Genomic DNA, 20,112 nt, shown 5'->3' on the forward strand with positions numbered 1-20,112 from the left:
TTTTATTTCTGTTTTATGCGGTTTATTTTATTTTTGTATTTTCAATGATGAAATAATTACATTTACAAAAATGAAACACTACTACCTTAGCCCCTCTTGTAGTAAGTTTTTCGTTTGAAAACAAAAATACAATTTCACCTTACAATCGAAAAAACATATGTAAAAATTTCTAAAACAGCTGCCTTATCATACTAATCTATAGCAATTCTGTCTTCTTCCCTTACCTGTTTCCTTTAACACATACGATTTTAAAACTAGCGCCGTTAATGAATCTGTTAATGTTTTATATGATAAATTTGATAATGCCAATAGATCGTTCGTATATAACATTCTATGCTTCTCTAATAATAATAGTACTAATCGTTCAGACGGTTTTAATGCCTCATCACTTTCTAGTATAAAGTCTATATTTTTCATTCCTCTAATTATTACTCCTTATATAAAAAAATACTTTAGACGGTTATTTAATATAAAAATAATACATAACAAAATTATAAATATATTAAAATAGCACTATCTAAAAACACTATTATACTATAACATAGAAGTAGTGTTTCCCCAAATAGGAAATGCTTTTTTATATCGCTTATAAGATTCTTGCAAACCTACATAATATTTTGTACCATTACCCGCCAAGTTTTCTTCTAATTTCGCTGCTCATCCTGATGTATTTGTAATCAATGAAGTTCTTCTAAATTTATAAACAAATAAAAAACGGTTCGTCTATCATGCCCTAAACATGAATGACAACCGTTTTCCAGCTTCTTCTTAATTAACATGTTCTATCTTAAATATTTCTTGCAATATGCGGCTTACTGTAATGACTTGTTCCGCCGCCACCAACTACTACTTTACCGCCTTTTTCGAAAATTAATAATTTACTTGAACCATCTGCAAGAAGCACTATTACTTCAGCATTATTACTTGTTGCTACATAAATTACATAACCACTCTTTGATATACAAGTTTCCCAATTCGAATCAAATTCTGATCTTACTACACGATTTGAATACACTTGATTTTCAATTCTATCTTGTTCTACGTTTTCCAAATTGATTCCTCCCACTTCACTAAAATAGCATTTATAGGAAAATAACAGCCCTATATAAAATAGTAGCCGACTTTAACATAAATAGTATATGTAATTAGTAGGAGAATGCTTGGACAACGAAAACGAAATAGACTTCAAAAATTTCACAATTGAAACTTCTCTTTAATCATTTCCGCTACTTCTTTTGCACTCAAATACGTGTTATTAATTTTTATATACTCTTCTTTTTCAATTTCACCATGAAGAGAGTTTAATCTATGCTTTTTCATCGTTTCTTTCAAATTATTTTCAGACCACTCAATATCTCTTTTTTTCGGTTTATGTTCTAATCTATTCGGGCTTTTATTTCGTTCTAATCTTTCATCTAATTCCGCTTCCAGCTCTACAAAATACACTGTCCCACCTTTTGATTCAAAAAATACTTTCTACATGATGTATATAATTCCAATCCGCTTGGAGGTCAAATGCCCATATATACGTAAAAATCATTCCAAATAAATCACTTTTAGATACTTCTTCAAATATTTCATTACGAAATAAACTTACTAGTCTTTTTGCTTCTTTCGTACTGTAATCAAAAATTGGACTTACTAAATCAATTGTCATGTGGTTATGAAAAAGTTTTAAACCGGTTAATGTTGCTAATTCTTGCCCCACTGTCATTTTTCCAACTGCTTGTGGGCCAAATATTAATATAAGTTTCATTTATTTCCCTCCAATCTTTCTCTATAAACCATTACATAAAATTAAAAATAAGGCAGCCGATTTTAAATCGATTGCCTTATTTTTTATTCATAGTTTTAGTTCTATTCTTTTCGCATAGCTTCAAAAGTAATCATTTGATTTGCATTTGACGGTTCTTTTTCATAATCATATTCAGCAGAGCAAGTAATGTTAGAGAAACCTATACTTTCTAACAGAAGTTTAAACTCTTCTATTCCACACCAACGTACCGCAAAGCGTTGTAGTTCTGTTTGTACTAACTGTCCTTTACTCCACTTTTCATATTTCAAATATGATACAGTAACTTGGTTCAGCCAATCTATTTCAATTGATTTATTTTCTAATGTGATTCCGTCTCCACTCGGCAAAGAGAAAGTCGATGTATGAATTTCCCCAGTCTTCCAGTCATGCGGAAGCATAATATCTACGATTAATCGTCCATCTGGATTAAGATGTTCATAAAAACATTTCAATGCATTTATAGAATCCACACGTTTTTCAATTAAACAAAAAGATCCAGTAGGAATGATAATTGCGTCATATTTATGCGGAAGTGAAAATTGTTGCAAGCTTCCTTCATATAAATTAGGATGTAAGCCTCTCTCTTTACAGCGCTTACGGCAAGAATCTAGCATTTCAGGTGAATAATCTATCCCATCCACTTTAAAACCAGCCTCTAGAAGCGGAATGATGACACGCCCTGAACCTACTGCAGCTTCGAGGATTCTTCCTCTACAATCTTTTAAACGTTCTTTGTAATACTCAATATCACCATTTAAAGAATAACCGACTGGTTTTGTGTAATCATACAGTTCCGTACAAAGTGTACTATAAAAGCTAAACATTTATTTTCTCCTCCGTTTTTACGTACGGAAGATTTCAATTCAACTAATCTTCCTGTACCTCTAATTTTAATGATATTTCGAAAGAGCTGACTGTCATAATATATCACTCACTTTCCATAGAATATAATGATATTGTATTACATAACCTTCCAATTTGAAATATAAAAATTAAAAATTCAGACTACAAATTAAAGAGCTTACTTTAGTAAGTTCTTTAGAAAAAATATTTATTTCACAATCGGCAATGTCACTTCACTTAATTTCACTGTAAGTTTCGTGCCAGCTTTCGGTCTAATTGTATAATCATAATCACTTGCAATTAAAACAACTCCGATTTGATGCCCCACTTTAAATACATAATCATCTGGCTGCATGTCCCATGTAAATGTATAATCTTTGCCCGGTTGAATCGCTGTTGAATTTTCTATACTCTTTAAGTTTTGTGGATCCATCCAGCCTCTCGTTACGATTTCCGGCTTCGCTCCTCCATAGTCAACAAGTAATGCTGTTAAATTTGATACAGATCGATCAATATTTCCTGTAATTGAAATCTTTGGTGTACCACTTATACGCGTATCTTTTTGCAGTACAGGCATTGTATATACTAATCGATTTGCTACTTCTAATTCTGGGTTTGCTACTAATTGGTTTGATTTCATTTGTGCATCATCTAAGACTGAGAAAACTTTATTAGCCGCTCCCATACTTAATGGTAAATTGACTGATTTATTACTTAAATACATACGGATTTTTGAAGGTACAGCCGCTGGATCTGGCCAATTTTTTATCTTTTGCCACGTTTTATTTTCTCGTTGCACATCAACCATTGGTTCATCCATAATTCCATTTTCAATTCCGTACAACCAATAATCTAACCATTTATTTTGTGTTTGCTGCCAGTTATTACTTGATGTCCCACCATGACCACCTTGGTGTAGCCACATTTTACGAGGAACATTATTTTCCGCAAGTGCTTCCCACCATTGCGCGAACTGTTTCGTCTTGACATTCCAATCGTTTAAACCATGAACAACAAATACACTCGCTTTTACATTTTTAGCATCTTTTACATAGTTACGTTTATCCCAAAAATCATTATAATTACCTGTTTTTCGGTCTTGTCCAGCCGTTAATTCTTTTATAACTTGTCCGCAAACTTCAGGATTTTCCCTTGTCAGTACTGCTTCTGCCATATTATCTGTATCTTCTCCTTGATATCCGCCTGGAGCAATGACTGCACCATTTGCACGATAATAATCATACCAACTACTAATTGCTGCGATTGGAATAATTGTTTTTAAACCTTCGACTCCAGTAGTCGCAACAGCATTTGGTAAAGTACCATTATAGGAAGCTCCAGTCATACCTACATTTCCTGTAGACCAATTTGCCTGAACTTCCTCACCCTGTTCTGTAAATGCTTTCGCGCGACCGTTTACCCAATCAATAACAGATTTTGTCCCGAGTATCTCTTGTTCATCTCCAGTTGTAGGGCATCCATCTGATTTTCCAGTACCGATACTTTCGCCTAGAATAACTGCATAACCTCTTGGCACGTAATAGTTCCCATACGAACCAAGATTAACCGCTCCATACGGTTTTCCTTCATACGCATACAATTCTTCATCTACATTATATACAGGAACATCTTTTAATCCAGATCGATATGGACTCATTTCATAAATAACAGGAACTTTCACATTCGGATCTGTCTTTGGACGCATAACTTTTATCGATACTCTGTCTTTCTTACCGTCTCGATCACTATCAACTTCTGTCTCTACATATAAATTTTCGATAATAGCTTCATCGAGAGAATAAATCGGTTTTGTCATCCCATTTTCTAATTGAATTTTCGTACTTTTAGTCTCTTCCTTCTTCTCTGCATGCACATCCATAGTAAAGCTAGGTATAATTGTTGCAGATAGCATTGCTGACAGTGTAATTGCCATTTTCTTTTTACTCAAAATGTTCCCTCCCCTTATTCGTTCTCTTTTACTATATAACAAAATAACTGAAAATTCAGTTTTATTTTATATAAAAGTTGAGAAACTCAAAGATTTCTTATTAAGTAAAATTTAATGCAGGTATGAAAGTATTTTCCCACTTCCTCCTTCTTTATAAAGTGAAACTTTAATCAGCCCTCACCAATTGGGCGTTTACGAGCAGCAGGGCCACTTCTTTGTTTTCGCTGGATTTTGAGGTGGGGTCTTACTGCCCGGCAAATAGCGGGATAAATAGAGAAAAAGACAACCGATATTTCTATCGCTTGCCTTACATTCCATTTATTATTTTTCTAACTCTTTAAAGGTATCTTTCAAGTCTTTATCAGATACCTTTATATCTGCATTTTTAAGCAGATCTCTAGTAACTTGTTGATGGAATTGAGGATCTTGTATACGTTGCTGTTCTAATTCTTTACGAATATTCTCTTTCTCTTCCTCATACGGTTTAAGCTCTTTTTTATCCGTTAGCTTAATAATATGATATCCGAAAGAAGATTTAACAGGTTCACTCAATTGACCAACTTCTAACTTATACGCAGCATCCTCAAATTCTTTCACCATCATACCAGGTCCAAATTCAGATAGTTCCCCACCTTTTTCTTTAGAACCTGGATCCTCTGAATATTGTTTAGCCAATGCCGCGAAATCTTCGCCACTATTTAATTTTTCTTTAATTTCTTTTGCTGTCTTTTCATCTTTTACTAAAATATGGCTAACTTGAAGCTTTGGCTTATAATGATCTTTAATATCTTTTTCCGTTACGGTTGCTTTAATAGCTTTTTCAAAAGCAAAAGTAAGCTTTAATTTCTCTTTCAACTGATCTTCATTTTTCACACCATTGGATTCCATATATGTATTAAAATTATCGCCCATCTTGTCTTTTAATTCTTTTAGTTGTTTCGTTACCTCTTCATCCGTAACTTTATATTTATCATTTAATACTTTTTCTACTACCATTTCAGATAAATTCTGTTTACCGTAGTTTTCTTTTAATTTTTTGTTAAAATCACTTTCTGAAATGCTTCCTGCTTTTGTCGTTACAATATTATCTGATGAACCACATGCAGATAAAGATAACGTCATACCCATTAAAATGCTACAAATTACTAATTTCTTTCTTTTCAAATCTGAATACCTCACTTCATTAAATTCAAATATAACTATGTAAATATAACGTTTTCCTGTGAACTTCACGTGAATTTAATGAAAGTAGAACATTTGCTAATTCTCCATTTAATACATCAATTTTGAAAATTATGGTGATTCATCCTATATCGCTAATCTCTAAAGCTGCAAAAAGGACTAATATTTTCATTAGTCCTTTTTCACATTTATATAAAATTGAATTTCTCCATCTATAGAGGAAACTCCATATTCAAAACCATGCCTTTCTAAAATACTTTTCACTATCGCTAAACCTAATCCTGTACCTGATTTTTCTTTACTACGAGAAGATTCTAGTACATAAAAAGGCTCCCAAATTTTCTCGATATCCTTAATTTTATCTGTAGGAATGCCATTTTTTATTTGGAAATATATACTTTTATTTCTATCTTCTAATGTAATTATTATGTTTTGATTTGCTGTATATTTTATCGCATTAGAAATTAAATTTTGAAACACCATTCTCATTTTATTTAAATCTGCATAAACGATTGTATCGCCCGCATTACAATTTACTTGCAAGTTAATTTCTTTCGAATCCAGTTCAATGTGATGCTTATCTAATATACTCTGGACCAGTGGTTCAATGGGGAATTCTTCTTTTTGTAAAATATCTCTTTCTAGTTTAGAAAATCGTAATAGTTCTTCAATTAAGTTTGATATTTGATCTGTTTGTTTAATAATTGTATCTACATAAGTCCCATCATCTAATCCATCTTTAATCCCCATAGAGTATGCTTTTACTAATGCGATCGGTGTCTTTAATTCATGCGTTACATCACCCATAAATCGTTTTAAATGTTCATTACGATCAGTTAAGTCTTGATGTGCTTCATGTAGTTTTTCACTCATGATATTAATACTATTGGCCAACTCTCCTATTTCATCATTCGTTTTCACTTTCGTTCTTTTAAACTGCAAATGTGAAATATCCTGAGCTACATCACTTAGCTCTTTCAGTGGCGTCGTTATTATTTTTGAAAGTATCCACACAAGTAAAATAATAAGAAGAAGCGAGAAACATACGATATATAAGTAAAATGTATTTAACGTATTTATAATTTCATTTGAATTCGCAATAGAAGTCCCAATTAAAATTATCGTATCATCTTTCGCAATATATTTAGCAAAAAAACTCGCTTTTACCTTTCCTTGATCGTACAGTTTATTCGATTGCCCTTCCGTCTTCACTTTCATAACTTCGTCTTTCGTAATCCAAAGCTTATTTAACGTTACTTTCTTTTTCGTAAGTTGCATGCGTAACGCGTCGTTCATAGCATCTTCTGACTGATTAATTGGCGTATACGCAATTGTAACATTATTTTCACTTTCAATTGTATGAATAACATCTTCTAAATCATTGACTGGCGCATTTTGTATTTGAGTTGTAAATTCATTTAAGTTTTCACGTGTTTTATAAATATTATATTTCGGTAGGAGAAAGTTAATTAATAATAAAGAAATTGTAAATATAAGAATAACGGTTAAAGAAATGCTGAGAAATAGCTTTTTCCCAAGTTTATTCACTTTGTTCCTCCAAACTATAACCCAGCCCACGATGCGTCTTAATAATATTTTCTCCAATTTTTTTACGCAGCCTTCTTACATGTGTATCAACCGTTCTCTCTTCTCCAAAATAGTCAAATCCCCATACAATGTCTAACAATTTTTTACGAGTTAAAATAGTTCCTTTATGATTTAAAAAGCATTTTATTAATTCGAGCTCTGTTTTTGTAATTTCTAACTCTATATCATTTTTATATACTTTATTTTTGGCGAAATTTATCTTTACATCTTGTACTTGAATAATATCATCATGCTGAATAAGTTTTTTCGCTCGTGTAATTAGTACTCCTGGATGAAATGGTTTTTTTACGTACTCATCTGCCCCACTTTGAAGCGCTGCTAATTCATCTTCACTTTCACTTTTCGCCGTAAGCATTAATACTTTTACGCTTGAATTCTTTTTTATTTCCTGACAGACAGTAATACCACTATGTTTCGGCATCATCCAATCCAAAATAGCTAAATCAATTTTTTCATCATAAAATATTTGAAGTGCTTCCTCTCCGTCTTTCGCTAATAATACTTCAAAGCCTTCTTTTTCAAAATAAGCTTTTAAAATCCTTAACATATCTTGTTCGTCATCTGCAATTAAAACTTTCATATTTTTTCCTCCATTACTTTTAAACAAAAACCAATTGTATCATACAACATCTTTGTTACATGAATGTGACAGAAAAATATTTAAAGCTTTTGAGGGGATAGTAATGGTGAGGTGTTGTACTATGATAAAAAAAATCGGGGTCATTTCTCTTCTTCTATTTCTATTATCAACAAATGCGTTCGCAAATACAAATCAACAAATTGAAGTATTTGATTGTCAAAAAGAAATGGTCATTCAAAAACAATCTTTAGATCCAGTAATCCAAAAAGAAGCAGTTCAATACGCTAAATCAATTACTGGTCCATTTAAAAACTTAAATGTCGTTCCAAAAGATGGCTATATGATAAAAATCCCTTTATCTAAGCCGGTTTCTATTACTAATCAATGGTTACACACTACAATAGACGAAGTACTTATACTACTCCCACTAAAAGAAAAGCCTTATATTATGCTTTATGATGATGAAAATAATCCGCATTTTTATTATGTAAAAGGTAAACCAGGATTATTATTGAAACACATGAAGGTTAAAACGTAATTGACTGAAAAGGAGTCACCTTATAAGCTAAATTTTAAAAGCTAAGGTGCTCTTTTTTATAATAACAATTTGGTAAATGAAATTATAAAAGTTGTTTCTAATATAAGGGTCGCACCTTCATATATATCAGCGATTTTTTAAGATATATCGATTTATCAACGAAAATACCTTTCCGTAGCTATTGTTTGGATAGCAATCTCTATAATACTTTGTAGTGACTTGATCCCTTATATAATCCCCCTTTCACAAATCCATTTGCAGTATAAAACACATCCCCTTGCTTCGTGTCAGTATGTAAAACAATCACTTCAAAATACTTTTCCGCATGACATAATAGCTGGTTTAATAATAAGTTCCCTAACCCTATACGCCGATAATCCCTTAAAATATAAAATCTCCTTAACCGCCCAATCTTATTGTCTTTTGTGTACGGATCTTTATTTAAACCTTCAACTCCGACTAACATATCCCCTTGGAAAATACCATATAAACATTCTCCAGTTTTATTGAATACATTTATTTTGTTTTTATATTCATTTATTAGCCTTATAAGGAAATTAAAGCCCTCTTCTTCACTGTCTTGAACGAGATGACTGAATTCATATTCCATTAAATTTTCTATTTGTTGAGTATGTATATCTTTCAAGTCCATTCCCCCTAAGTACGAAAATACATAAAAATGCTCGAGAATCATTTATTCTGAGCATTTTTATGCTTATTACTTTATTTAATTCATAGTATGCATATACTTCACTTCATATGTAAATCGATAATACAGTTGATTAATTTTATTATGAAAATATAAGAGCCTTGTTACAATCTAGTGTGTCGTAAGGCTCTTTAAAGTTTTTTAATTCTTATTGAACTAAAGCATCTGTTTGTTTAAGTGTATACATTCACCATTTATAATTTCTCTCAAATATACTATCAGTTTATATATTCCTCATTCTTCTCTAACAGGTTCAAGATAAATTATAATTTGTTAATCGATATGTTTGTGTAACCACTGTTCAAATATCTTTAACTGTTCTTCGGTATGAAAGTAATGTTCACCCGTCTCCATAACTTCTAATTCACAACGATGTTTTTCTGTAAAATAGTTAATAGTTTCAAGTTCACACAGTTCATCCTTAGCTCCGTACATAATATATGTATCTGTATTCCATGTATGAATAGGATGCTCTTTTACATAGCATAAATAATCCCAATATAACTTTTGACCAATAGGTGTCTCTATAGTCATTTCTTTTTGCAAAAGCTCCGGTGTTACATTAAACCATTTCATCATATTTTCAATAATTCGTTCCATATTAACTACTGGTGATAAAAATAATGCCTTTTCTAGCACATCATTTTGATAAGCTAAAAGACTAAAATACGCCCCCATACTACATGCAAATACGTTTATTTCTTTCCAATGTACTTTTCCGTAGTTCATAATTATAGATAATTCATTAACACAAAACTGTACTTTACAAGGAGTGTTATCATTTTTTCTTTCTCCATGCTCAGGTAAATCAAAGCTTAATACTTGATAACCTTTTCGATTGGCTTCTTCAGCTAATATTTGAATAACTGCATCTTCCTTATTTGACATATTTCCATGTACTGCAATAAAAACTTTTTCACTCTTCTCTCCCCACAAAACCGCAGGAATATTACTAATTTTAAAATTATTTTTAAGCATACTCCCTCCATAAAATAAGACATATAGGACTTGGAAAAAATGCACACACTTTTTATCTCTGTACAGCAGGCAGTATCCGCTTTAACTCTATTAAATCATCTATTACTATATCAGCGTGAGCAAGTTCATCTTCTTGCGCAAAATCAAAATTGCACCCAATTGCAAGTAAACCGTTGTCTTTCGCTGCATTTATATCAGATAGCCGGTCACCAACTACCGCTGCCTCTTTTATATCATAGTTGTTCATAATACTTTTAACTAAGTCACCTTTATTTAGCGATTGTATTTGTTCAATACTAAACGTTTCTGTCACCCACTTGTCTAAAGCATAATACGTTACGATTGCTCGTAAATATTCTTTCAAACCATTACTAGCAATGTAAATTGAACAATTATTTTCTTTTATATATGTAAATATTTCTTTGACATTTGGATATAAAGCGCCTTTTCCGCTTTTTATGTTTTCAATTAGTCTATCTAAAAAATATGCATCTGTTTGTTCTCTTATTTCAATAGAATGGTCCGGTAATAAAGCTTCCCAAACTTTCGGTAGCGGCACACCCATAATTTCACGGTATTTTTCAATCGGTGTTACCGTATCCCATAATTGAAGTGATCTTAAGTGATCAAAAGTATCATCTAACGATAATTCTAAAATTTTATCTGTTTGAAATAATGTTCCATCCATATCAAAAATTAATGCTTGTAACATTCCTATCTCTCCTTTTGGACTATAGTTTTACCAGATATATTTTTAAGCATCTCAATAATAATTTCTGAGCAATAATTCGCAGCAGTTTTCGCGAAGTCATCATAAGAAATTTGAGCTTCATCATCTGCGCTGTCAGAAATACATCTTATAATGAGAAACGGTATATCATTTATATAGGCAACATGTCCAATTGCTGCCCCTTCCATTTCTGTACAATGAGGTGCGTATTCGTCTATTAATTTCGCCTTTAACTTTGAATCTTCAACAAAACATTCACCGCTGACAATTCTTCCTTCATGAACTGCAATCTGTAAACTACTACTAATACAAGCTTTACGTGCTAACTCTACCAATTCCTTACTTGCAATAAATTCCTCTTGGAACGGAAATAAGTTTTTCATTTGAGTTTTACTTACATCATGATGAGTAACATTCGTTGAAATAACTATATCGCCGACTTTTACATCTGAATGTAATCCGCCAGCAACGCCCGTATTAATGATAGAGTCTACATCAAATTTATGAATTAATGTTTGCGCGCATGCAGCTGCATTTACTTTCCCTACACCAGAACGTGTAATAATTACTTCTGTTCCCATGAATTCTCCAATATAAAAAGGCATTCCCGCTATTGTCTGTTCCTCTTGTATAACTAGTTTTTCTAAAAGTAAATCTATTTCAATTTGCATTGCTCCGATAATGCCAATTCTGCTCATGTATGTAATCCCCTTTATTAATTAATCCCTTTAATCCTCTCAGACATAACCGATAATAAAAATTTCGGAAGTACAAGTTGTCGCTTTAATCTTTTCGGCTGTGAGAGTAACCTATACAGCCATTCAGTTCCAGTATCCCTCATTATTTTTGGTGCTCTTTTTACAGTACCAGATATTATATCAATCATGCCTCCGATACCAATAGATAGCGGAACGTTTAATGTTTGTATGTTTTCATAGATAAACTCTTCTTGTTTTGGTGAACCTAGTCCTACGAGTAGTAAATGCGGCTTGAACTGCTTAATTTTCATTTTTATTTCTTCTATTTCTTCACCATTTACAAATCCATGCTGTCCTTTAAATTGTGCTCCTGGGAACTGCTCATTTAATTTTTCTAATGCCTTTTTATTACTTTCTGGCGCAGCTCCAAAAAGAAAGACACGATATTCATTGTCGTTACAATATTTTATTAAATCGTGAGTTAAATCCGCCCCAGTAACACGTTCTTTCAAAGTTCCTTTTAATATTTTCGAGCCAATTATGACACCAATCCCATCCGCTGTTATTAAATCCGCAGATAGTAACATCTTTTTAAACTCCTTTGATTTTTCCGTATTTTCCTTTGCAGACATAACAATTTCAGGATTTGCAGTTACTACAAACCTTGGTTTCCCTTGTTGTTCATGTAGCCAACCTTTTAATAAACTTATAGCTTTTGCATATTCTAAAGTTGAAAAAGGTATACCTTTTATAAACTGCTGATCCACTGTACTCTCCCCTTACATAAGCTGCAAATATTCATCAATGTCTTTAGAAATTTGAATAAAAGCTTTATTCCAAAATTCATAATTTTTTATATCTATTTCAAAATGTTTTTTCATAAGCTCCTCTACTGGAGCCTTTCCTGTTTCTCGTAAGAACTCTTTATATTTCGAATGAAAAGTACTTTTACCTTCTTGAGCTATTTCTAATAAGCTAAAACTTACTAAATATCCAAATGTGTATGGATAATTGTAAAAAGGAACATCTGCTATATAAAATTGAATATATTTCATCCATACAAACGGCTGGTATTCACTTAAAGCTTTTCCATAAGCTTGTTTTTGTGCAATTATAGATAATTTCTCAATTTCATCAGCACTTAAAGGACCCTCTTTACATTTTTCATAAAATGTTTTTTCAAACTGATACGATGCTCGTATTGCCATTACATAATTAAAACTATTTCTTATTTTCCAGCTAAGTAATGACTTTTTCATATCTTTACTATCCGTTGTTTCAATTAGATAATTTAAGAGTACCGTTTCAAAGAAAATAGATGCTGATTCAGCCGTACTCATTGGCAAATAATCATCTAAAAAAGATGTAGATTGTTCAAAACTCATATTATAAAAATGCCAAGCATGTCCTAATTCATGAGCGAGCACTCTTACACTATCTATACTCCCATCATAACGAATGGAAATTCGCGATTCTTTCTCACTGAAAAATGGAGCACAAAACCCACCTGATGGTTTATTCTCTCTCGGTTCAGCATCTACCCAACCACTTTCTATCGCATTACGTGCAAATTCTGCTAATTCTTCATCAATATTCTTACATGCATCATAAACGTTTTGTATTGCTACTGAAAAAGGAATCATGACCTCATTACTTTCCTTTACCGTCATAAGTTCATGCCATGTAATTGAAGCTTTTCCTTTCTTATACACGTTTAAAGCACTTACTAATTTATCAAGGTTTTCTTCTGTCGCATTCCACATTTGGAATAATACAGTTTCTGAAATGCCATTCGCATGAAAAGATTGTGTTAAAATCTCTCTATCTTCTATTTCATTACTCTTTGCATTACGCAATCTCCCTATTTGATTTAATACAGTAGCAAAGATTTCTTTTTCCTTATGTAAAGTACTTGTAAGTAACTCGAATACTTCTAATCTTTCCTTTTCATTATCACTATTCATTGCAATAGTATTTGCTTGTCCAAAAGATAATTGTCTATTATTGCGCTCTATCTCTATCCTATCCCGTAATTGTATGTACATATTTTCCCACGCATTAAGCTCATCTTTTATTAACTTAGTATTATCTGAAGTTTCCACTTCATTATGTTTTATTACTTGCTGTAATTCATTTTTTAGTTCCTTCACTTTCACGGTCAATTTAGTAAGGTCAGATGGTACACTTTCTTCAACTGATCTACAGTACAAATAGTATTCTGCTTTTTCAATAGCTTGTATTAGCTTTGAAAGAACCTCTACATCTTTTGTTACAAAATATTTCTCTTTCAACTCCAAAATCGGAAATAGAATATCCTCATTCGAATACAATCGATTTAAATCCCATCTAGCAATTTCTTGCATTTTTATAGCCACCCCCTATTTTTACAAATAGTTACAGATATTTCTCCACACACAATTATATATGAAATGGCAAAATTTTGATATCTTCAAATATTTAAATTCCTATAAATACATTCTTATTTCTACTCTTTTCTTCTACCATTAAGTATCATTCCACATATAAAAAATACTCCTTCTACAAGAGAGCAATTCATATAGGAAAACTTCAAAGATTTTATCTTCACCAATACCATATCGACCGGTAATCACAGATTAAAGAAAAAAGGATTGATCAAATGATCAATCCTTTACTCTACTTCATTTAAGAAAAATAACGTTATAACGCCAGGTCCTGTATGTGCTCCGATTGCTGCACCAATTGTATTTACGATAAATACTTCACAACCGAATCTTTCCGTAATTAATGATTTTAATGCTTCCGCTGTTTCTAAGTCATCACCATGAGTGATACCGATTGTTTGACCTTTAAGGTCTTTACCACGCTCTTCCATAATATCAACAATTCGGCTTAATACTTTCTTTTTCCCTCTTACCTTTTCAAGTGGTACAAGTTTTCCTTCTTCCACGTTTAAGATAGGCTTAATGTTTAGTAAACCACCGATAAAACCAGCTACTTTACTTAAACGTCCACCTCTAACAAGGTACTGTAAGTCAGCTACAGTGAAGATGTGCTCCATATGGTTCATTAGAAAAGCGACACGGTTTAAAATATCTTCTTTTGATGCGCCGTCTTTTGCCATTTTAGCAGCTTCTAAAACGACAAGACCTTGACCAAGCGAAGCGCATTTTGTATCAATAATTTCTAAATCTAAATCTGCATATGTTTCTTTTACTTCCTCTTTAATGACAACTGATGATTGATATGTACCAGACAGTTCAGATGAAAAAGCTAAATATATACAAGGATTACCTTCTTTTGCATAAGAAACAAATTTTTCTTGGAAAGTTTCAAGCGAAGGCAATGACGTTCTATAAACAGCGCCTTCTCTCATTTTTTGCAATAATGTAACTGACTCTAATGTTACTCCATCTAAATACTCTGTTTCTGCTTCATCATATACACGGAGTGGAATTAAATCAATATCATATGCTTGCAGCAATTCTACTGGTAAATCCGCCGCACTATCCGTAATGATTTTAACACTCATTTTTAAACCTCTATTCTGTTATAAATATAAAATAATAAAATAAAAATAGTACTTTTAAATTATATACGTAAAACTTAAATGAAGAAAGGAAAACACTTTATATTGTATGCACTATTCTTCAAAACTTGAACTATTAATGAAAATGATTCTATTTTAAACACCTTTTTCTTATTATTTTTCTATAACACGAGTAATTTTATAAGTATTTTGTATCAGTATATTTTACTTCTTTAACTTAATATTATCTTTTCAAATTCATACTGTTTAAAATTGAAAAGCCAAATCCAATAAAGGAAATGGCTTTTCAATTTTCATAAAATAACCAAACTTTATTTTCCATCACATTGTTTGTTTACATTCATACTTTGGTGATGTTGAATATTAGTCCAGTTATGATAAATATTTATAGCCTGTACTATAATTAAAACAGTGAATCTTTACCTGTAAGATGCACTATATCTAAAAAAGGTTAAACATTTTATAAAATATTTAATTTTACTAGTAAAGCTAATAAAATTTGGAGAAGAATTTGAACATTTACTGCTATGTCTGTATCTGTAGTCGTAACTGTAACATTTCTAGAATTTCTAATAACAGTTTCTTGTTTATTAATTTGTTTAATAGATGATTTTTGAAACAATTCTTGTGCTACACGGTCAGCTTTTTCACTATCTGCTATAGAAATACTTATTATAACCACTATAGCTGCTTGTAATGCAGCTTGAATAGATAACGCAGCTTTTGTATCTGTAGTCGTAACTTCTACATCTGCTGAATCTACAATTGTAATAGATTCTTCAGAAATTTGGTAAGTTTTACTTTCTTGTGCTGCAGCTTCTGAAACGGTATCATTTTTAAAAGATGGATGAGGATTTGAGGAGTCTAATGCACTCCACCTTTTATTTTCATCTGAATGACATGTTTTTTCATACATTCACCCCCTTTCAATCTAAATAATTATTAACTTGTGATTGTATTTCAGAAACAATACTTTTAATTTGCTGCTTTTTTTCTGGCGATAAATTTTTTAGTTTTTCTTCATTTATCCCATGCCTATTAAAAATATCTGAGAGTAAAAGGTCTATAATTATATTCTTTTGATCCTTATCAAACTTAAAGGAAGAAAACTTATTTAAATCATCCATTTACAATATTCACTCCTATCAGTTTTCTATAAAAATTTAGATTAACTACCAGCATTATATGTATTTAAATAAAAAATGCTTGGACAAGTAACTTAATCTTTTATTTTCACGGCTTTTTACTAATAAAATTAAAAAGCTGTCTTCTAATACGAAGACAGCTTTCCTTTACTTCACATATATAAGTTTTATTCACTGTTAAATAATAGGTTCACCTTTGTTATTGTGTAGTTTTCCACACTTAATTTCCCATCAATCTTGAATATTAATTCGGTCATAATGAGAAAGTCCAAGCTTGTACCACATATTACAACAAAAAATATTTACTTAGTGTGAACCCTTATAGCTAAATATAAATAGGATAGACACTTTATAAAATGTTTAGTTTAACTAGTAACGCTAATAAAATTTGAAGCAGAATTTGAATATTCACTGCAATATCTGTATCAGTAGTTGTTACGGTTACGTTTCTGGAATTTTTAATAAATGTTTTTTGTCTATTAATTTGTTTAATCGATGATTTTTGAAACAATTCTTGTGTTATTTTATCTGCCTTTTCACTATCTGCTATAGAAATACTTACTACAACCACAATAGCTGCTTGTAACGCGGCTTGGATAGATAGTGCAGCTTTTGTATCTGTAGTCGTAACTTGTACATCTGCTGAATCTACTATTTCAATATATTCCTCAGAAACTTGATCGATTTCATCTGTTTGTATAGCTTCTTCTAAAAAATTTGCATTTTTACTAAATGAATAAGAATTCACTGATTCGGAATCCTGTTTTTTTGGTTCAGAACCCCGATTTAATGGATCACGTTTTTTCTTTCTTCTACAAACTTCACAATCACACATAAAATCACCCCTTTTAGTCTAAAAAATTAGCAATATAAAAATATTGGCTAACTACTAGCATTTTATGTATTTTTAAAAAAATTGTTTGGACAAGTAACTGAATTTATATTTTATTTCTAATTCTTTTTTGTAATAACAAAAAGCTGCCTTCTAATAAGAAGACAACCCTCTTTTATTTCACATTTATATAAAAGACCCATACTTAAATACACTTAACTTCATATGATATATTGCATCCTTTCTTTTTAGAATGAGTAGTCGTTACTGAAGGGCACTTTTCGAAGTGCTCTTATCTTTAATCCCCCTCTTTTTCAGGAAGAATTTTTTTACTAAATCCTAATATGATTTGTATCACTAGGGCTGGCGATTACCACATTTCCTTAATAGCTTCAATGAATACAGTAGCTACTAATTAAAATAACCCTATGATTTTCTCTACACTTAAACAATCGTGCGTTACCGAACACATAAACTAATTTTTATTTTGACTATGTAACACTAAATTCACAAGATTATTATCCTATGTTTGGTGAAGTCATGATTTCAATGCCAGCAATCCCACACTTTTAACTAATAACTTAAACAAATGTGCTATCTCAAGGTTCTTTTGATATAGTATCTTTTGATATAGTATCTTATGTTCTATATAATGAAGAGAGCGCTAGTATTCCGAAGGAGGATGTATATGAGTATTCAATTGGCCACATCTAACGATTTAGAATGGATTAATAACCAATATGACTCAATAGGATTTGTACGGAGTGATTTAAAGAGAGATAAAGTTGCAATTATTACATATAACAACGAGTATGCAGGTGTTGGCCGATTAGTCCAAATAGATGAAGATACTTTAGAAATGGGCGGAATTTTTATTCTGCCTCAATTTAGAGGGCTACAATTAGCTGGTGAGCTTGTTTCATTTTTAGTAGAAACTGCAAAAAAATCACAAATACAAAATGTATATTGTCTTCCTTTTGAGGAATTAGAAAACTTTTATAAGAAATATGGATATACTGAAGTCGATACTACGAAAGAAGCAGTCCATCCAATCATTCTAAAAAAATATAATTGGTGTTTGGAGAATTACGATAAACACGTTCTACTCTTCAAATTGTAAATATAATAAAAAAATATATTCTCAATCGTTTTTCTATCAGTACTCCTAATTGGAGCTAAGGATTAATCAAAGATATTTTATCTCTCCTTTTATAAATGGCTGATTAAAACTCAATGTTCTGTCAATACTATAGGTAACATGATTGTATTTCTCCATTCCCCCTTGGAGAAGAGCAGTTAGCTTTTGCTAGCTGCTCTTTTATTTTTTCAAAAAGTCACATAAATATCTTTAATTCCAAACATTCAAAAGGTAAAATATGATAAAATTGTTATGAAGATATTTACCAACTAATAAATACGCCCTAGACTTACGTACTAGGGCTTATTTATTTTTTAGTATGTAACTCCTTCACTCATCTATTATCTACAAAATAAGTATCATATGCCTTATCAAATTCATATCCTAACTTTTCTGCTAGTTTAGCAGATGTAGTATTCGCTGCGTCCCAGTTTGGATACTTTCCATTTTCTAAGCAATCCAATATAATAGCTGCACTAACTACAGTTGCCAAGCCCTCTCTTCTATGATTGTGATCAGTCGCAACTTCAATTTCAATCCCGTCATTATAAATACTATACGAGGATGCGCCGCATACAACTTCTCCGTTATATAAAATGCTATAACCTATACCACGGTTTATATAATCTTCTACCGAATGAAATTGACTTGTAAAATCTTCAGATATCTTATGTAATTTGGGGCTATTTGCGATATGCTCATCTATTCTTCTTAACTCATATTCTTTTGGAAGTGTTGATATAAAAGATTGTAATTTTGAACGATTAAAAACTTCTGGATTTCGTTTGAATTTATAACGTAAAAACTTATCTATTTTTCTTTCATGGAATGTTTCTAAGCGTTGTTTCCACTCTTCACTATTTACGATAACTAAAATTCTTTCTGGAATATTACGTAATAACTCTTCTGTTTCTTTCGTATTTGGGTCTCCAGCGTAAAATGTAAAAATCCCTACCGTAACTTGTGCTACTGTTGGATTTTCAAGGTCATTTACCCAAGCAGTACCCATATGCCCTTGTAAATAAGAAAGTAAAACAACGTTATTGAAATCCTCAAACATAGAAACTAGTTTTTTTCTTGTATGTATATTCGCTTCATATATCATTTACATTCCCGCCTTCTTTAGAATCAACTATTCTTAACATTTTCATGAGCGCTCCATAATTCGTATTCATATACATACCCACCTGTTCATCATAAAAGCAATTGACTATTAAATTAAAAATTCGAATATTTATAAAATATCAGTAAACATAAAATGATTATAACATCTACTAACTATGAAATGATCAACCTATAAAATAAGTCAACAATAAATATATTTCTTACCCGTTAACAAACGGTTTGAAGGACCAACATAATTAATTATGTAACAACCCCTCAACAATAGTTTGAGGGTGCATTTAAATACATGTATTATAACTCATTTTTATAAATAACAGATTCCGTCTCACCGTTCTTATATACTTTAGTCAATTTAACAACTGATTTGTACGTGTTAACGTCATCCTCTATCATTTTTTTATCTCTTCTATTTCGGCATCACCAGTTCCGCCCTCTATTTTTAAACAGTTCGAAATGGAAAGGTATCCGCTTGATGCCAATATAAAAATAAAAATCGTATCAGGAAAATTAATAAATAATAATCCGTAGTTTAAAGGGTCTCCAGCTGGATGTGATAAAAGTAATCGAAAACCTACCAGTTCAGGTACTTGAACAAAATCTCTAGAAACTCTCGGTTCACAACCCACTTACACTCCATCCCTTCTCTATATAGAATTGCTACTACATATATATGAGAAGAAAATAAGAAAAGCTTGGACAATATAACTTTAACGTAACATTATCGTTACCTACTC

At 31.4% G+C, this 20,112-nt stretch carries 20 protein-coding genes and 2 pseudogenes; 2 read left to right on the forward strand and 20 right to left on the reverse strand.

The window, feature by feature from the left end; translation table 11 throughout:
- Positions 1-186: 186 nt before the first annotated feature.
- The 8 genes and pseudogenes from HMPREF1014_RS14250 to HMPREF1014_RS14285 all read right to left on the reverse strand — a co-directional run bounded on the left by HMPREF1014_RS14250 (position 187) and on the right by HMPREF1014_RS14285 (position 7,956).
- Positions 187-417 carry a hypothetical protein gene (locus HMPREF1014_RS14250; RefSeq protein ID WP_000789031.1) on the reverse strand — a complete coding sequence of 77 codons (231 nt, stop codon included), beginning with the start codon at positions 415-417 and terminating at the stop codon, positions 187-189.
- Between the two features lie 370 nt (positions 418-787).
- Entirely contained in the window at positions 788-1,051 is a 264-nt protein-coding gene (locus HMPREF1014_RS14255; protein ID WP_000432429.1) for a hypothetical protein, read from the reverse strand.
- A 143-nt stretch (positions 1,052-1,194) separates the two neighbouring features.
- Positions 1,195-1,756: pseudogene (locus HMPREF1014_RS31295) on the reverse strand (AAA family ATPase).
- 101 nt (positions 1,757-1,857) lie between these two features.
- Entirely contained in the window at positions 1,858-2,619 is a 762-nt protein-coding gene (locus tag HMPREF1014_RS14265) for a class I SAM-dependent methyltransferase (RefSeq protein ID WP_000490905.1), read from the reverse strand.
- Positions 2,620-2,846: 227 nt separating this feature from the next.
- Positions 2,847-4,586: a Xaa-Pro dipeptidyl-peptidase gene (locus HMPREF1014_RS14270; RefSeq protein ID WP_000038312.1), complete on the reverse strand. Its 1,740-nt coding sequence runs from the start codon at positions 4,584-4,586 to the stop codon at positions 2,847-2,849.
- Positions 4,587-4,907: 321 nt separating this feature from the next.
- Positions 4,908-5,750 carry a peptidylprolyl isomerase PrsA gene (locus tag HMPREF1014_RS14275; RefSeq protein ID WP_009327065.1) on the reverse strand — a complete coding sequence of 281 codons (843 nt, stop codon included), beginning with the start codon at positions 5,748-5,750 and terminating at the stop codon, positions 4,908-4,910.
- Positions 5,751-5,939: 189 nt separating this feature from the next.
- Entirely contained in the window at positions 5,940-7,316 is a 1,377-nt protein-coding gene (locus HMPREF1014_RS14280; RefSeq protein ID WP_001037256.1) for a sensor histidine kinase, read from the reverse strand.
- The gene (locus tag HMPREF1014_RS14285; RefSeq protein ID WP_000865979.1) at positions 7,309-7,956 is read right to left on the reverse strand and encodes a response regulator transcription factor; all 648 of its coding nucleotides are present in this window, start codon (positions 7,954-7,956) and stop codon (positions 7,309-7,311) included. Before HMPREF1014_RS14285 ends, HMPREF1014_RS14280 begins: the two co-directional genes overlap by 8 nt.
- 121 nt (positions 7,957-8,077) lie before the next feature.
- Here HMPREF1014_RS14285 and HMPREF1014_RS14290 point away from each other — a divergent pair, with 121 nt between their 5' ends.
- Complete coding sequence (locus HMPREF1014_RS14290; protein ID WP_000591769.1) at positions 8,078-8,494, forward strand: hypothetical protein; 417 nt, start codon at positions 8,078-8,080, stop codon at positions 8,492-8,494.
- A 199-nt stretch (positions 8,495-8,693) separates the two neighbouring features.
- On the opposite strand, the gene HMPREF1014_RS14295 is transcribed toward HMPREF1014_RS14290, so the two are convergent.
- The 10 genes from HMPREF1014_RS14295 to HMPREF1014_RS14340 all read right to left on the reverse strand — a co-directional run bounded on the left by HMPREF1014_RS14295 (position 8,694) and on the right by HMPREF1014_RS14340 (position 17,118).
- Positions 8,694-9,188: a GNAT family N-acetyltransferase gene (locus HMPREF1014_RS14295; RefSeq protein ID WP_009327066.1), complete on the reverse strand. Its 495-nt coding sequence runs from the start codon at positions 9,186-9,188 to the stop codon at positions 8,694-8,696.
- Positions 9,189-9,476: 288 nt separating this feature from the next.
- Complete coding sequence (locus HMPREF1014_RS14300) at positions 9,477-10,181, reverse strand: alpha/beta hydrolase (protein WP_000916868.1); 705 nt, start codon at positions 10,179-10,181, stop codon at positions 9,477-9,479.
- 52 nt (positions 10,182-10,233) lie between these two features.
- Entirely contained in the window at positions 10,234-10,893 is a 660-nt protein-coding gene (locus HMPREF1014_RS14305; RefSeq protein WP_000938421.1) for an HAD hydrolase-like protein, read from the reverse strand.
- A 2-nt stretch (positions 10,894-10,895) separates the two neighbouring features.
- Positions 10,896-11,609 (reverse strand): 5'-methylthioadenosine/adenosylhomocysteine nucleosidase, encoded by a 714-nt coding sequence (locus tag HMPREF1014_RS14310; protein WP_000086546.1) that lies wholly within the window; start codon positions 11,607-11,609, stop codon positions 10,896-10,898.
- A gap of 17 nt (positions 11,610-11,626) precedes the next feature.
- Positions 11,627-12,376 carry a WecB/TagA/CpsF family glycosyltransferase gene (locus HMPREF1014_RS14315; RefSeq protein ID WP_000372662.1) on the reverse strand — a complete coding sequence of 250 codons (750 nt, stop codon included), beginning with the start codon at positions 12,374-12,376 and terminating at the stop codon, positions 11,627-11,629.
- 12 nt (positions 12,377-12,388) lie between these two features.
- A complete protein-coding gene (locus tag HMPREF1014_RS14320; RefSeq protein WP_001155370.1) occupies positions 12,389-13,972 on the reverse strand; it encodes a M3 family metallopeptidase in 1,584 nt (527 codons plus the stop codon).
- Positions 13,973-14,259: 287 nt separating this feature from the next.
- The gene (locus HMPREF1014_RS14325; protein ID WP_000111645.1) at positions 14,260-15,120 is read right to left on the reverse strand and encodes a DegV family protein; all 861 of its coding nucleotides are present in this window, start codon (positions 15,118-15,120) and stop codon (positions 14,260-14,262) included.
- Positions 15,121-15,598: 478 nt separating this feature from the next.
- On the reverse strand, positions 15,599-16,054 hold the full coding sequence (locus HMPREF1014_RS14330) for a spore coat protein (RefSeq protein ID WP_000273063.1): 456 nt from the start codon (positions 16,052-16,054) through the stop codon (positions 15,599-15,601).
- 10 nt (positions 16,055-16,064) lie between these two features.
- Positions 16,065-16,265 carry a spore coat protein W gene (locus HMPREF1014_RS14335; protein WP_000342253.1) on the reverse strand — a complete coding sequence of 67 codons (201 nt, stop codon included), beginning with the start codon at positions 16,263-16,265 and terminating at the stop codon, positions 16,065-16,067.
- Between the two features lie 367 nt (positions 16,266-16,632).
- Entirely contained in the window at positions 16,633-17,118 is a 486-nt protein-coding gene (locus HMPREF1014_RS14340) for a spore coat protein (RefSeq protein ID WP_000332786.1), read from the reverse strand.
- 685 nt (positions 17,119-17,803) lie between these two features.
- Here HMPREF1014_RS14340 and HMPREF1014_RS14345 point away from each other — a divergent pair.
- Complete coding sequence (locus HMPREF1014_RS14345) at positions 17,804-18,235, forward strand: GNAT family N-acetyltransferase (RefSeq protein ID WP_000027151.1); 432 nt, start codon at positions 17,804-17,806, stop codon at positions 18,233-18,235.
- Between the two features lie 352 nt (positions 18,236-18,587).
- Here the strand turns inward: HMPREF1014_RS14345 and HMPREF1014_RS14350 are convergent, their stop codons facing one another.
- Entirely contained in the window at positions 18,588-19,358 is a 771-nt protein-coding gene (locus HMPREF1014_RS14350; protein WP_000638735.1) for a GNAT family N-acetyltransferase, read from the reverse strand.
- A 311-nt stretch (positions 19,359-19,669) separates the two neighbouring features.
- A pseudogene (locus HMPREF1014_RS14355) lies at positions 19,670-19,995 on the reverse strand (BC_2878 family exosporium-associated protein); the annotation flags it as partial.
- Between the last annotated feature and the right edge of the window lie 117 nt (positions 19,996-20,112).

The sequence above is a fragment of the Bacillus sp. 7_6_55CFAA_CT2 genome (assembly GCF_000238655.1).
Lineage (GTDB): Bacteria > Bacillota > Bacilli > Bacillales > Bacillaceae_G > Bacillus_A > Bacillus_A cereus.

What these genes read in the sequence shown, in the direction of transcription:
- HMPREF1014_RS14310 (WP_000086546.1), bottom strand. Translation starts at nt 11,609, where the DNA reads ATGAGCAGAATTGGCATTATCGGAGCAATGCAAATTGAAATAGATTTA.
- HMPREF1014_RS14350 (WP_000638735.1), bottom strand. Translation starts at nt 19,358, where the DNA reads ATGATATATGAAGCGAATATACATACAAGAAAAAAACTAGTTTCTATG.
- HMPREF1014_RS14305 (WP_000938421.1), bottom strand. Translation starts at nt 10,893, where the DNA reads ATGTTACAAGCATTAATTTTTGATATGGATGGAACATTATTTCAAACA.
- HMPREF1014_RS14295 (WP_009327066.1), bottom strand. Translation starts at nt 9,188, where the DNA reads ATGATTCTCGAGCATTTTTATGTATTTTCGTACTTAGGGGGAATGGAC.
- HMPREF1014_RS14285 (WP_000865979.1), bottom strand. Translation starts at nt 7,956, where the DNA reads ATGAAAGTTTTAATTGCAGATGACGAACAAGATATGTTAAGGATTTTA.
- HMPREF1014_RS14340 (WP_000332786.1), bottom strand. Translation starts at nt 17,118, where the DNA reads ATGTGTGATTGTGAAGTTTGTAGAAGAAAGAAAAAACGTGATCCATTA.
- HMPREF1014_RS14290 (WP_000591769.1), top strand. Translation starts at nt 8,078, where the DNA reads ATGATAAAAAAAATCGGGGTCATTTCTCTTCTTCTATTTCTATTATCA.
- HMPREF1014_RS14345 (WP_000027151.1), top strand. Translation starts at nt 17,804, where the DNA reads ATGAGTATTCAATTGGCCACATCTAACGATTTAGAATGGATTAATAAC.
- HMPREF1014_RS14250 (WP_000789031.1), bottom strand. Translation starts at nt 417, where the DNA reads ATGAAAAATATAGACTTTATACTAGAAAGTGATGAGGCATTAAAACCG.
- HMPREF1014_RS14330 (WP_000273063.1), bottom strand. Translation starts at nt 16,054, where the DNA reads ATGTATGAAAAAACATGTCATTCAGATGAAAATAAAAGGTGGAGTGCA.
- HMPREF1014_RS14325 (WP_000111645.1), bottom strand. Translation starts at nt 15,120, where the DNA reads ATGAGTGTTAAAATCATTACGGATAGTGCGGCGGATTTACCAGTAGAA.
- HMPREF1014_RS14265 (WP_000490905.1), bottom strand. Translation starts at nt 2,619, where the DNA reads ATGTTTAGCTTTTATAGTACACTTTGTACGGAACTGTATGATTACACA.
- HMPREF1014_RS14300 (WP_000916868.1), bottom strand. Translation starts at nt 10,181, where the DNA reads ATGCTTAAAAATAATTTTAAAATTAGTAATATTCCTGCGGTTTTGTGG.
- HMPREF1014_RS14335 (WP_000342253.1), bottom strand. Translation starts at nt 16,265, where the DNA reads ATGGATGATTTAAATAAGTTTTCTTCCTTTAAGTTTGATAAGGATCAA.
- HMPREF1014_RS14320 (WP_001155370.1), bottom strand. Translation starts at nt 13,972, where the DNA reads ATGCAAGAAATTGCTAGATGGGATTTAAATCGATTGTATTCGAATGAG.